The following is a 12,849-nucleotide window of genomic DNA, read 5'->3' as shown; positions in this document are numbered from 1 at the left end:
TGGTTGCTATTGGCCGACAGTTTTGCAGGGCCGGAAATGTCAAGGTGACGCAGGTTCTGATTTGGCGATGAAAATCTTGTGTCGATGCGCGACGGCTATCCCGCTGAGAAACGAAGTGTAAGATCACATGCGAATTTTCGTTTCCTCCGCTGCACTTCTGGCGGGATGTTTCTGCATCGCCGCGGCGTACGCTCATCCACTGTTGGTGTCGCATGCCGGAAATGCAGACTATCACTCCGTGCAGCAAGCCATCGACGCATTGCCGGCGGAAGGCGGAAACGTCCGGATCGCGCCAGGCATCTATCGCGAGAAGGTTAAAATCACGAAATCCGGTGTTCATCTCGCAGGGACTGGCAACAAGCCGGAGGATACGGTCATTGTGTATGGCGACGGCGCGGTCAATGTAGGAGGAACGGCCCGTTCGGCGACGCTGGATGCCCCTAGCGATGACTTCCGGCTCGAGAATCTGACCATTCAGAACGACTATGCCCTCAATCCGGCCAATCCACCTTCGCAGGCGGTAGCGCTGTCCGTTACCGGAGATAGGGACGTCATTACGCGCGTCCGCCTGCTCGGCGCCCAGGACACGCTGTTTGCCGGCAAGGGACCAAACGGTAGAATGTCACGACAATACTTCTCGAACTGCTACATCGAAGGGCATGTCGATTTCATATTTGGCAACGCCAAGGTCTGGTTCCGGCAATGTGAATTGCACGGCATCGCCAATCAAGCGGTCATCTATACCGCTCAGAGCAAGGCAACGCCGGATGAGGACAGTGGCTATGTTTTTGATCATTGCAGGCTAAGTGCCGACCCTGCTGCGCGCTATATCGCGCTTGGCCGCCCCTGGCGCTCCTACGCCACAGTGGTCTTCCTGTCGACAAAGATAGATGCACGAGTGATTGCGGAAGGCTGGCGCGAATGGGCTCCCGGCGAGACCAACAAGTTGAGCACGAGCTATTATGCCGAATATAGATCCTTCGGCATCGGTGCTAACCCATCAGGCCGCGAGCCTCATTCCCATCAACTGAAAGATGGCGAAGCTGCGAGATGGTCGCTGAGAGTGTTCTTCGCGGGTGTCACAGATTGGCTGCCCACGAACCATCAGGTTCGAACAAAGAGCAATGTTCACGGTGAAGGGGTTCCACGGCGATCCTCGGATGAATGAGGGGAGCGAGCCTGATTGTGATGGAGAGTCTTGTACAGCAACCCAACCGCCGCCGGAGCCAAACCGACGGAAAGGGGGCCGGCGCGACGATCTCATCTGTTCGCCGTCCACCCACATGCGCCCGCTTCAGCTCGCAGATCATCTTGTCCGTTTTGGCGGATCAGTGTCGGCAAGCTCTACGGACCGTCACGTCAGCACGTCGTCATCGCTCGGGAACGGCTGATTTGCCTGTTCAGCGCCTTGCGCAGATCTCCGGAGAGCGAAGTGGGCTGATGCTTCGCGGCTATATTCGTTCGGTCGGTGAGCGACGAAAATTCCCGTGCGCGAGGCGAGGGCGCCTATCTGCGCCCCGTCGAAAGTTGCTTCGGAACGAGAGCTCAGTCGGTCGAAAAGTTGTTGAGGAGACCAAGGCGCGCCGCGGCGAAATCATCGGTTACGGAGGCGCTGCCTCAGCCAACCAACTCGGTTGACGAGGCCGCAGACTGTTCGGCAGGTTTATTTGACTTCGGGGGCGTTCCGCGAGCTCCATCTTGGCAAGCAAGTTGTGGAGTTCAAGCATGCACCGCGTTGGCAGCTTACGATGGCCAAGCCGTCGTGCAGGTGAGGTCGTGCGCGCTCGAGCGGGGCGGTCCCGAGACTGCAAGAGAAGCCTTGCGGTCCCTCAGTCAAAGACTGAGCCCGATTGAAGTGAGCGAATCGAAGTCTGCCGGATCTTCATTGCCAACTTGGCTTGCCAGGCACCGTTACTGCTGCGAACTCAGGACGCCCTGCACATCTTCTCGAAAAAGAATGTTTGGGGTCGTTTTGATGCCTGAACGCGCTCGTCGCCACTGGGCGAGAATCTCGTCTCCGAGCGGAACGTCCCTTTCGAAGGCTTACGGCGCAATTCGCCGTTTCTCGTACGACGTGGATCTCACATACGGCATTCGAGCAACAGCTCCGGACCCGGTGGACAATTTGGTCCCTCAGAACCGCAGTCAAAGCAAAAGTGCCAACGCGCGAGAACGCCTCCGGTCTGCGTCAAGGAAAAGACGTTGTGCGTCATCAATGAACGCCTGCAATAGGACAAGCTCACTACCAAAATTGATGCCAAGGACGACAAGATGCACGTCACGTATGATCCATTGGAGACGGTAGCGGCTATGTAAGTCCCGCCGTGATGCTTGAATTCGGCGCACGATCGACCGGCGATCCATTGTTAGATCGGTCGACCAATTTCGTCAGCTCGAACACGAAACCGGCGAAGAGGTGCGATAAAATTGGAGCAACTCCGTCCGTCGTCAGGCGGGTGCCGATGCGACGCCGGTCTCGCGCGCAGCAATATCCTGATCTCGTCAGCTTCTTGAAAGGTTGCGGCTACAACAATCGAGAATCTGAAGAGCTGCAATCTCGCCGTAATCCAGGCCGTACGGATTGCTGCAGGGTCTCTACAAACATGAGGAGAGCAGGATGGATCCGGTTGACCCATTCTTCGATTCAGGAGCCTGGATGCGGGAGTACGCCGCGCTGCCGGGGCGGGCGGGTCAGCGACGGGGCGACTCAAGCGAGCAAGGCGACTTTGAGAAGCGTATGGAGGATTTGCATCTCGATCCGTCTGATCAAAGCAAGTCAACTTCACCTGATCGGCCTCCCGCAGGAGGTGGTCGAGCAGTCCGGCGGGACGATTTCGGCGGTTCGATGCGGGCGCCGCCGCACTCCACTTTTAGGGAGAGTGCGCTAGGCGACACGCGCCGGAGCGTAGACATTCCCAGCTTTCAGCTTACCGCTGCGACGCAAGTGCCGCAGTCTAGTTTGCGAGATGATCTGTTCAGCAGCGCGCGCTAAAGCTTTCCGGACGCAGAGTCTGCCGCGTCGGCCAAAAGCGGAAAAAGCCGCAGATTATGGTCACGCTTCAAGTCGGGAATCGGCAAGGCGCTTGGCCGGAGCAGCAGTGAAAATTCGTCGCGCGACGCTGGGCAATCTGACGTCTTTTCGACGAATTTACGAATTGATTATGCGAGGCAGCCGGGCCGGACGCGCGGGGTCCCTGCGGCCGATGAGGAGCTCATTAAAGATTTCCGAAACAAGGCGGCGGGTAACCTCACCGACGGCACGATCAAGAATGCGGCAACCGATTTGCGCCATTTGAGCGTGCTCCTGAGCGAGCACGGCAGGCCCTCAATTGCGGATCGAATAGCCGGGAATTGGAAAACGCGCAGCAGGACAATCCGGAGGTGGAAAACCACCAGCTGGAAGCTGAGCTCGATGAGGAGGTCGACAGGTACGCAGGCCGCCGCGGCACGCGCATCAAGGCGGCCTTGAAGAAGCTCCGTGAGGTCGGTGCCGGAAACGCCCTGGCGCCTGATCTCCGCCGACTGGCTCCTCACGGCGCGGACGCAACCCTCATCCACATGTGGGCGGCGGCGGAAAAGGCAACACGCAGGATCGAGCCGAAGACGATCGACAGGCAAGCTCGCCGCATGTCTAAGCTGAGTGAGTGGCTGCGGACCCATGATAGGCCACCGATGGCCGGCCGACTTTCCACCCCCGCGTTTGTCCGGGATCTCGAGGAGTACAGGCGCGAAACCAACGACAAGAAGATCAATGCTGATCTGGTCAAACTTGGCGGATACGAGCAAATCCTGGAGGCGAACAGGGCGCTTGGATTGAGGCCTCCTGAGGATCCGGGCCAGCCTTCTTGGGAAGCTGCTCGACAGCCGCATGCACTGCAGGGTCCTCCCGCAACGCCAGCTAGCCCGAGCGCGGGCGCCTGGGATTGGCTTGGCGAGCAGATCCACGGGCCCAACATATCGATGCCAGCGCCGCCCAGCCATTGGCAGGCCGGTTCGTCGCAGCAGCTTCCCGCAACCCCGGCGACGCCGAGCGCCGGAGCCTGGAACTGGCTTGGCGAGCAGATCCAAGGACCCGCCTCACCAGAGCCAGCGCCGCACTGGGGCGCGCAAGCTCATCCGCCGCTCGAGCTTCCTGCTACACCGGCCACCCCCAGCCAGGGAGCCTGGGCCTGGCTCGGGCAACAGATGCAAGACTCCGCATCGCCGTCGTGCGTGAGGCCTCGATCGTCAAACATCTACGGCGGTCTCGACTCCTTCGTTGATCTGGATCCACCCCACACCCCACGACTTGCGTGACGATGCGCGCTCTGCGCCAGCATCTGAATTTGCAGCCGCCTCGTCGTTCGCAGGACCGCCGGGGGCGGCTCCGGAGCTGCGGGATATAGGAGCGATCGTTGGCGCCGGCTGGCGCCACGGCTCCCAGGCGGCTTCAGTCGTGTTGATCGATGTATTGGGAAATATGCATCTGCTGCCAAACCAGTTCGGGCCAAGTCAGTTTGTGATCAATGGGGAGCGCTATTTTCGGCTACGGTGGACCAGGAGGCCGCAGGGATGTTCGCCTGATCCATCATCCCCGCGTGAGCCAGCCGGATGAACCAGGCCCGTCTCAGTCGCTCTATCGTCCCCGGCCGATCGTGCCAGCCGTGCAATCCGGTGAGGGGCCCGTTGATCTTGGGTATCTGATCCGCGGGGATGGGAGCACCGAGATCGATTCCTTCCGCCCTACCTCGTCCGCGCCCTGGAAGGCCAAGGCATCTTGCCGCGGGCGGGCCAACCAACCTATTTCGAGATCCGCGGAGTGCCTTACAGGGGTGAATTGGTGGAGAGCGAAGGCCGCCAGCGCGTACGCATTTATCCTGAACGTGGCTGAAGAGGCAGCAGGGCCTGCAATCGAGCTTTCGGCGGGGCAGCTCGCGTAAGGCGTTCTATAGCGAGGCTGTTGGCAGGCGATGGATCCGTTGCAGGGGCACGGCCTGAACCGTCCAGCCTCCTCTTTGTAGAATCTGCCAAGCGATTCTACCAATTTGGTGCGTGCCCGGACATGCTTTCTGCATCCCTGATCCTTTCACATAGTCCGCCAATTCTTGTCTTGAAAACCGCAGCTACCACAGATCGAACGCATTCCTGATCGAGGGAGCACCGGCGCCGAGCGCAGGCGATGGCCAAGCGCCAAGAACTTGGCCACCAAACGAAAGTTTGCTGACAAAGGCTTTTCCTGATGGCCGCCCAAATTCCTCGGCGGGCGCGGTATTTCGCAACCTGCATAGCTTAAGGCCTCATGCCCAGTTCAGTTATTGCGCTATGCAAAGGCCCCTCGCGCTGCGTTGCAAACACCTGGTCCGCTCGGGAGCAGAGTGCAAGTGCCCACTGGACCTGGGAAGCCGATGAAAGCGAGCTTGGTGCGATAAAAATCGCTAAGGTCAGCTTCCTCCCAGCGCTTTTCCCAAATAATCTCGAAAAGGATCAATGAGGACAGAGTGTGCGGGCGGCCGCCGGCGCTCAGGCTCACCGCCCGCAGCAAGCCAGCGTTCGATAGTCCTCACGCTCATGGCGATCTGCGGCGCGATCCCGCGCGGCGACAGACCGGTGGCGCGCAAGTCGAGGATTTCGGCATGAAGTTGCGCGACGATTGAGAGCCGCGGGCGACGGCTCGTCAGATTCTCGAAAGTTTGTTCATAGTAGGACTAGCTCAATTGATTTCATGACGAGAGGCTAATGTGGAACCGCACAATTTTGACGTAACTGCCGGGCCGCGGTACAGGTCTCGCAAGAGCATCAACCCGACCGATCCGGGCAAGACGACTTTGAGCAGCAATTAAACGAGGTGCGCGAAGCCGATAACGCGATCCCTGACGGTGGGCCACGCGGTAGGCCCTCTACCAATGTGTCTAGCTACACCAGCAGTCCCCGGCCGAGCCGATGAGTGCACTTGCCAGGAGCAACCTCTTGCCAAGCGAGGTCCTCATCAACGATGAGCGTAACACAGCTGAGTTGAGAGCAGCGAAGAGGCCAAGGGCCCTAAAAAGTCCGCAAGGCGTTGCCATTGAGCAGCAGCTGAGCGAGTTCGCCAATTCAGGCGGTGGTGGAGCAATGTCAGCAGCCTCCGCGATGCAGCCGGCTCAATCAACTGGGATTGTGGTACGGGGGCATCAGTTGGACAAGCGGCCTGTTTATCCGAGGATGCTCCCGAAATCTTGAGGCTTGAGGAGGCTCTCATCAAAGGCGGGATGGTCGCCGGTGGGGCGAAGCAACATGCAGGCGCTCTTCTTAGCTTTAGCCGTTGGCTCTTCGCAAAACGCAGACCGAGCATTGTTGCTCGGCAGGACAATAAGTCGCTGAGCAATGGCGGTGACGTATACGAGTTCGTCGGAAAGGGAAATCCCAAAATCCTCCTTGTAGCATTAGACCATCTCCGCACCTTTCGGTCGACGGGCGAAGTCATCGTACGCCAACGGAGCGGTCGCGCCCGCCCCCGAACGTGGCCCCCATCCATCCCGAAAGCGCGGCACTGATGGAACCGACGCTCATCGGCGACGCCGCTGCACAGCACAGGGCCTCGTACGAAGCTAGCAGTCGGCGAGAGGAGCTTCGGGACGGGCAGGAGGATCAACCCGCCCCGTCGGCTTTCGTCCAAGGGCACGTCGCGATCAATCCCGAGCAGCTTCATCAGTGGGAGCTTTTGCAAGTGCTGGATCATCTTGATCATCAACCCATTCCGTCACCAGCCTCCGTCCCTTCGGACAAGCTTCAGCGACTGGAAAAGGACTTACAGGGCGAGTTGCACCGACACCCTGCCGCGTCGTTCTCCGCCGATCCAGAAGAGTTTAGTTTCGATCTAAAGCAATTCTCTCCAGGGGAGCTTCGGCGATTGCTTGATAATCAATCCATGCCGTCCCCCGTCTCCGTCCCCTCAGAGGAGCTTCAGCGACTAGAAAAGGACTTGCAGGATGACTTGCGCCAACACCCTGCCCCGTCGTTCTCCGCCGGTCCAGAAGGGCTTAGTTTCGATCTAGAGCAATTCTCTCCAGGGGAGCTTTGGCGATTGCTCGATGATCAATCCATACCGTCGCCAGTATCCGTCGATCCAGATGACTCGGCTCTAAATTTAGGGCAGTCTGATCTTCCCCGAAAGAGTGGAGGGGTTTAAGCGGCTTTTAGCTCCATCTCGATCGGGCGATATATCGATTGCGGAATGGAGCCGGGTTCGGCTCGTAGAAGCCCTCGATGAAAGCAAAGATAATGCGCTGGGCGTCGGCGCGGTTATGGTTGCGATGACGAACCAGTGTATGGAGGAAGCTCTCCATCGGGGCATTGTCGTAGCAAACGGCCTCGCGGCTCATCAACGCGGTGATGCCGGCGCCCGCGAGACCGCCTCGTCTCATGCAATTGGGTTCTTTGGTGAAGGTTGCGGAATTCACGGGCGCGAATAAGGTCATAAGATCAGAATCGCAATCGATGCCCGCGATTCGCCCTTGCTCCATGCCTTCCGCTCGCTGGTTTCCCCCGAGCTTACGATCGTCCAGGTCCTTCCCCATGCCGATAAAGTGGTGCTCGTTGCTCGGTCGAAGGTCGCGCTCTCGTTTCTGTCACGCTTAGCCGACTTGCCGTGGTAGGGTTCGGTCCCATGCGTCACGATAACGTCGGAGCAGAACGGCGCTTGCGATGATCAGAAGAATATCAACGTAGATATCAACAGATTGAGCGCGTGTTCCGTTTGGGGCGTGTGTGTGATGATTGTCGGGTAATGAATGTATGACAGTCCGACGCTTGCATATATCCCCGGAGCGAGATGCGCGATGTATGTTCCCGTGACTGCTGTGCTATCGCGGTGCGCAAGCTGGCCTTTTGCCAGAGCAGCATCCACTGCAAGCTTACTCCAGGCCGTGTTGGTCGCCACGAGAGCAATCAGATCACTGGGCCGGCTATCAAAAGGTCCCTTTGCATAAAGACGAAGCTCGTAATACCGGCTGATCCTGTTGCGCTCAGGTGGAGCTCCCATGACGGAGAAGCCGCCGTAGATGCCGCGAGACGGCGACCCAAGGGCGTCACTCTGCCAGAGCTGCCTGTCCGCAGCGATGTAGTGAAAATTATTTCCGCTCTCCCTTTGTTGCTTGGGATCCGCCAAATTCGTGTAGCGGCTCCTGTTCAAACCAACGCCCGCCCGCAGCCACGTGTCGGGTACGCCGGGAGCAGCCTTGCTCTTGTAGCCGGCTTCTTCGACAAGAAGGATGCCTGCATTGGCCGTGCTCCATTTCAAGCCGGTGGGATTCTCGGTTATATGGGCATAGGCACCATCTGGACTGATTGAGCGCTGGACGGAGACCTTGTTGTACAAGCGAGCGTCAAAATTGTACTTCAAGTTGGCCGCTGGCGTGGGCGCGGCATTGGTGCTCATCCCAGCCTGGAACAAGGCAGACATGTTCGATCCTGTGATTCCTCCGAACAATGTGCCGGTGAATTCATTCTGGTTTCTGAGGTAGCCAAGTTTGAGTTCTAGTGTCCTGTTGAAGAAAGTCTGGTAGTAGGCGAGCGTATTGAGTCCCACCCGATCTGGCCCTGGGCGATCCCACGTCCAGTATTGCTGCTCGGCCCCTACGACAATCTGTCCGTCGGCAATGCCAAACCGGCTCAGATCGTAGGTGACGATCATGAAGTTCGCCGACGCGAAAGTCGGATTCTGGCCCATATAGAGCTGGTTTGCGATAGTGCTTCTGGCTGCATGCGGTAGCTGGTTGCTTGCAAAGGAGTTATGTGTCCACCCGATATAGCCGATGCCGACGTCCGCCAGCGCAGATCTAACGCCCCCCTTGTCCTGATCAATCGTATCTGCAGGACCAGGGATGGGGAACCACAACCCTTTTTCACGCAGATTGTCGTACCTTTGGAAGGGATCGATCGTTTTTTGCGGTCTCGTCTGAGCAGCCCTGTCCGCATTGCCGCGCTTCTCCAAAGGCACTCCGGGACCTGCTGCTCGCGCCGGGGCAGGAGGGCGGATTGCCTGACAGATCAGGTCGATCGGGAGCTTTGCGGCCCGGTCGGAAGTCTTTCCTCTTTTGCTGGCCTGATCCACAGGGTGGTTACTAGGATCAAGTCCGCTCGCGGTTTGTGCCAGTACGGGATTGCCGACCAGACAAGCCGCTAGCGAAAGTGCGATAGCAAGCCCAGATTGCTTGCCCCTTGGTCTTAAATTGAAAGAAAGTGCTGCCGTAGCCGAGTATGTCCGGGGCGAGGTCGTCGCAAGAAGGCAATCACGCATGGCGTAGTTCGGGTCCATGTCTGCCGGCCATGAATATGCGGCCTGATTGGCCCGAAGTGAGCTCGCGGCGGCGTGTGGCACGCGCCTGCTTCCACATCGTCATTGCAAGCGCAGCCAAGCAATCCAGACCCCCCCGCAGTGGCAGTCTGGATCGCTTCGTCGCCAGCGCTCCTCGCAATGACGAGCAAGCGGCATCGCGGCTGTCGTTTCGCGTCCGTGGGGGAGGGGGACGAGCCAGAACTCGATCTATCCGAACAGAGCCACTCAGGCTTCCTGAACCTCTCAGCTCGCGGCGCGAGGATGATCTGGTCCGAAACTTTGGTTGTGCGTGACGCCGGTGCGCCCAGAGCCAGCGGAGAGCGCTGGCTCGGCAAATGCTCACGAGCGCGCGGAGCGTTCTGTCCTGGCCGCCAAAGCGTTGCGAATGTCCACCTTGCTCACTGTGCGTCAGGCGAGTCTGGCGGTGGTGCGCATCTGCATCGAAGGCGGCTTTCTGGACCAAACGGCAGCCACCCGAAAGCAAGGCTAGCCGTGCAAGAGGCTTGGCTTCACGAAGCGTTTCATTGGTATCGTTGTCAGCGAAACACGAGACGATCGGCGGGCTTGAAGGCCGAAGAGCTTTTGGATTTGCGCGCGCGGCAACCACACCACAACATCCAACGTGATAGCCCAGGGGACCGGAGGAATCAGCCATCGAGCAGCTTTGGCGGATATCGGCGAGCAGTTGCTTTCTGCCGTCGGCGCGGCAAAACCTGTCTTGCATCCAAAACCTTGATGTGCGCGGCGTTCGTTGGTTACGCTTGCCACGTGCCCGTCATCTCGAACAACCTGCCGGAACTGGTAGTTGATCAGGTGCAATGTTTGCCGGTCCAATCGCGCCATTGCGGCTCGGCCGATCAGCCGTGGCGCTTACGTGGCGCGTCCCAGACGAGGTTGCTGGTCTGGGCAATGCGTGAGGCGGGGCTCCATCGAACACTTGCAGGAATCAGTGGACGGTTTGCATTCGTGCCGGGGCACGGTAAAAAATCTGCAAGGTTCTTCTGAATGATGAGAGAATGCTGCGCCATCGCCGACTACGACGAGAACCATTGCTCGCTGGTGGCGCTATCATTGAGAACGCGCGCAAATTGTCGCGTTGCTCAAGAAGGAGCGTTTCATAGGAGTAGGCGCAGCCGATCGGGAAGCTCACCAAGATTGATTATTGTCGACGCTGGCAGCTCCTGGAACGCGGGAGCATCGCGAGCTATCGCGTCGACAAAATAAGCCTGCTGGAACGAGATCTTGAGCGAGGGACAATGGACTTGATTGATCAAGCGGCCGCTTCAGACTTGCGGCCGCTCTTGCACGGGCCGTCAAGACGGATTCTCCCGGTTTTGGTGCTCCCGCTTATCCTCGTCGGCTCGTGTGCTGCTAGCGCCTGGCTTTGGGCTAACCTTGAAGAGCCTGTCGAGACGCCGGAAAGCAGCGAAGTCGCTTCAACGATGAGCCTGCCACCGGAGGACAGGGCATCCTTGTCCGAGATAAAGTGGGCACAGCAGAAAAATGGTGATGAGATCGCAGAACTCAACCGCCGGATCGATGCCCAGCGGGATGTCCTCAAAGGGGTCCTGGATCAGATCACCATACTGACTTCGCGGATCGATGCGCTGCAGAGTTCAACACCTGTCCCTTCTGCTGCTTCCGAGCCTCCTTTGTCGCCAGCCCGGGCTGTTTCGAGCGCCGCCAGGAAACGCTTCGGGCGGTCCAAACCACAGGGACCTGTTTCCGTCGGAGGCGCGCCAGTGATCGCCGGACCGAAGACAGCCGAGCCTTGAGTCTGGGACGCTGCAGGCGTCGTCGAGTGTCCAACTGTGCTCGAGGAGGTGGACCGTAGCTTCGCAAAGCTGCCTCCAGCCGTAAATTTCCCGAAGCTGGTGCGGGCGCCGGCGTCTCCAGCGGCACGTCGCTGAGGCCGTCACCATCATCAAGAGCAGTCAAGGGGAGGTGGGGCAGAGCCCTTTCGGCATGATCGAGCCGTGGCCCTGAACGGCGGAATCCGCTGCGCTTCTCCTTCAAATCAGCTTCCCTTTAGTCAGCCCTCCCGGTTTGAGGCCATATCTGAAAGATCGTTGTCATGACACCGCCGCTGCATCCTCGAAATCTGGCCTGTCTGCCGGAGGTGCCTCTTCAGATCATTCCGTCGCGAAGAGCTTAAATGTTTGAGATCTGCTCACATGCGCGGCTTAGTTAATAGGGATACGGTCGAGATAGGTGTCGAATGCGGCAGCAACAGCACGAACGAGAAACCGGTGTTCCTGCTTGACCCGAATGAATCCCCCTTCAATGTCCACTATCCCGTCTTCGGCGAGCATTCCCAGCCGGTCGGCCGAATTGAGAAGAGGAATTGGATCAAATCCGTGAGCAGCACAGATCGCTGGTACGTCGGCCTGCAAATCGCACATCAGACGCTCGATAATTGCGGCGCGGAGGCGATCTTCGGGGGAGAGGCAGTAGCCTTTTGAGGTTGCCGGACGACCAGCCTGAATGTGTTGGTGATAGGAAGCGGTTGCGCTCTCGTTCTGAACGTAACCCTCACGCAGACGGCCGATGGCTGACGGACCTAAGCCGATCACGGTTTTGCAGGTATCAGCCGAATAGCCCAGGGAGTTGCGGCGAAGCTGACCGGCTTTCTGCGCCAGCGCGAGCTCGTCGTTGGGCAGGGCGAAATGGTCGAGCCCGATCTGGCGGTAGCCAGCCGAGACCAGCGTATCTGCGATAGCCGCGGCTTGCTCGGCGCGGGCGAGATTATCCGGCAGCGCCGTCTCATCGATCTGGCGCTGACGTTTCATATAGGAGGGGACGTGAGCATAGCCGAAAACTGCAAGCCGGTCTGGCCGCATGGCCAGAGCCGTCCGTGTAGAGTCCACGCAAGATCGCACCGTCTGATGCGGCAGTCCGAAGAGGAGGTCGAAATTGATGCGGCTTATCCCATGCTGGCGAAGGCTTTCGACGACAGACGCCGTCTGCACCTCGCTCTGGACGCGGTTGACCGACCTCTGAACCACCCCGTCGAAGCTTTGCACGCCGATGCTCGCGCGATTGACGCCGGCCACTTGTAATGTTTCAACCATCTCGGCCGTGAACGCACGTGGGTCGATTTCTATGGCGATGGTAGCTGATTTGCTGAACGCGAAGCAGCGTCGCAGGAGTGCCATCAAGGCGAGAAAATCGGCCGGTGCAATAGTAGTCGGCGTCCCGCCGCCGAAATGCACGTCGCTTACCGGCAGCGCGCGAGGCGCTTGCTCTGCGACCAAACGTATCTCGGCATGCAGCGTCGCCAAGTACTTGCGGATCGGTCGCTCGCTGCGAGTGAGGCTTGTAGGGAAGCCGCAATACCAACAGATAGCACGACAGAACGGAACGTGGATGTATAGCGACACGGGATCGTCGGGCGGCAGCCGCCTCAACCATGTCTCACAAGTCTTGGCACCGACGGTCGCGGAGAAATCCGGCACGGTCGGGTATATGGTGTACCAAGGCAGGCGAGCGTCGCAATACTTGTTCAGGAGAGACGTCTGCAAAGCCTAACTTTCTCATGGTCGAGCGGCATAAAG

General features: G+C 58.9%; 8 protein-coding genes. 4 read left to right on the top strand and 4 right to left on the bottom strand.

Features of this window, described 5'->3' with window-relative positions; translation table 11 throughout:
• The first annotated feature begins 127 nt into the window (after window positions 1–127).
• The 3 genes from BJ6T_RS37735 to BJ6T_RS37725 all read left to right on the top strand — a co-directional run bounded on the left by BJ6T_RS37735 (window position 128) and on the right by BJ6T_RS37725 (window position 7,147).
• Window positions 128–1,168 carry a pectinesterase family protein gene (locus BJ6T_RS37735; protein WP_011084794.1) on the top strand — a complete coding sequence of 347 codons (1,041 nt, stop codon included), beginning with the start codon at window positions 128–130 and terminating at the stop codon, window positions 1,166–1,168.
• A gap of 2,183 nt (window positions 1,169–3,351) precedes the next feature.
• Window positions 3,352–4,296: a hypothetical protein gene (locus BJ6T_RS37730; protein ID WP_014497831.1), complete on the top strand. Its 945-nt coding sequence runs from the start codon at window positions 3,352–3,354 to the stop codon at window positions 4,294–4,296.
• A 2,215-nt stretch (window positions 4,297–6,511) separates the two neighbouring features.
• Window positions 6,512–7,147 (top strand): hypothetical protein, encoded by a 636-nt coding sequence (locus BJ6T_RS37725; RefSeq protein WP_014497829.1) that lies wholly within the window; start codon window positions 6,512–6,514, stop codon window positions 7,145–7,147.
• A 7-nt stretch (window positions 7,148–7,154) separates the two neighbouring features.
• Here the strand turns inward: BJ6T_RS37725 and BJ6T_RS37720 are convergent, their stop codons facing one another.
• From BJ6T_RS37720 to BJ6T_RS47740, 3 genes are all read right to left on the bottom strand, one after another.
• On the bottom strand, window positions 7,155–7,535 hold the full coding sequence (locus BJ6T_RS37720; protein ID WP_011084799.1) for a transposase: 381 nt from the start codon (window positions 7,533–7,535) through the stop codon (window positions 7,155–7,157).
• Window positions 7,536–7,666: 131 nt separating this feature from the next.
• Window positions 7,667–9,274 carry a carbohydrate porin gene (locus BJ6T_RS37715; RefSeq protein ID WP_223153702.1) on the bottom strand — a complete coding sequence of 536 codons (1,608 nt, stop codon included), beginning with the start codon at window positions 9,272–9,274 and terminating at the stop codon, window positions 7,667–7,669.
• Between the two features lie 507 nt (window positions 9,275–9,781).
• A complete protein-coding gene (locus tag BJ6T_RS47740) occupies window positions 9,782–10,138 on the bottom strand; it encodes a hypothetical protein (protein WP_161170727.1) in 357 nt (118 codons plus the stop codon).
• A 413-nt stretch (window positions 10,139–10,551) separates the two neighbouring features.
• Between BJ6T_RS47740 and BJ6T_RS37710 the strand changes: the two genes are divergently transcribed.
• Entirely contained in the window at window positions 10,552–11,070 is a 519-nt protein-coding gene (locus BJ6T_RS37710) for a hypothetical protein (RefSeq protein ID WP_011084803.1), read from the top strand.
• A gap of 408 nt (window positions 11,071–11,478) precedes the next feature.
• On the opposite strand, the gene hemN is transcribed toward BJ6T_RS37710, so the two are convergent.
• Complete coding sequence (gene hemN / locus BJ6T_RS37705) at window positions 11,479–12,816, bottom strand: oxygen-independent coproporphyrinogen III oxidase (protein ID WP_014497827.1); 1,338 nt, start codon at window positions 12,814–12,816, stop codon at window positions 11,479–11,481.
• Window positions 12,817–12,849: the final 33 nt, after the last annotated feature.

It is taken from the genome of Bradyrhizobium japonicum USDA 6 (assembly GCF_000284375.1).
GTDB lineage: Bacteria > Pseudomonadota > Alphaproteobacteria > Rhizobiales > Xanthobacteraceae > Bradyrhizobium > Bradyrhizobium japonicum.
The sequence above is the reverse complement of the archived record's forward strand: the minus strand, read 5'-3'. Positions and strand labels throughout refer to the sequence as shown.

What these genes read in the sequence shown, in the direction of transcription:
- BJ6T_RS47740 (WP_161170727.1), bottom strand. Translation starts at nt 10,138, where the DNA reads ATGGCGCGATTGGACCGGCAAACATTGCACCTGATCAACTACCAGTTC.
- BJ6T_RS37720 (WP_011084799.1), bottom strand. Translation starts at nt 7,535, where the DNA reads ATGGGGAAGGACCTGGACGATCGTAAGCTCGGGGGAAACCAGCGAGCG.
- BJ6T_RS37715 (WP_223153702.1), bottom strand. Translation starts at nt 9,274, where the DNA reads ATGGACCCGAACTACGCCATGCGTGATTGCCTTCTTGCGACGACCTCG.
- BJ6T_RS37710 (WP_011084803.1), top strand. Translation starts at nt 10,552, where the DNA reads ATGGACTTGATTGATCAAGCGGCCGCTTCAGACTTGCGGCCGCTCTTG.
- BJ6T_RS37725 (WP_014497829.1), top strand. Translation starts at nt 6,512, where the DNA reads ATGGAACCGACGCTCATCGGCGACGCCGCTGCACAGCACAGGGCCTCG.
- BJ6T_RS37735 (WP_011084794.1), top strand. Translation starts at nt 128, where the DNA reads ATGCGAATTTTCGTTTCCTCCGCTGCACTTCTGGCGGGATGTTTCTGC.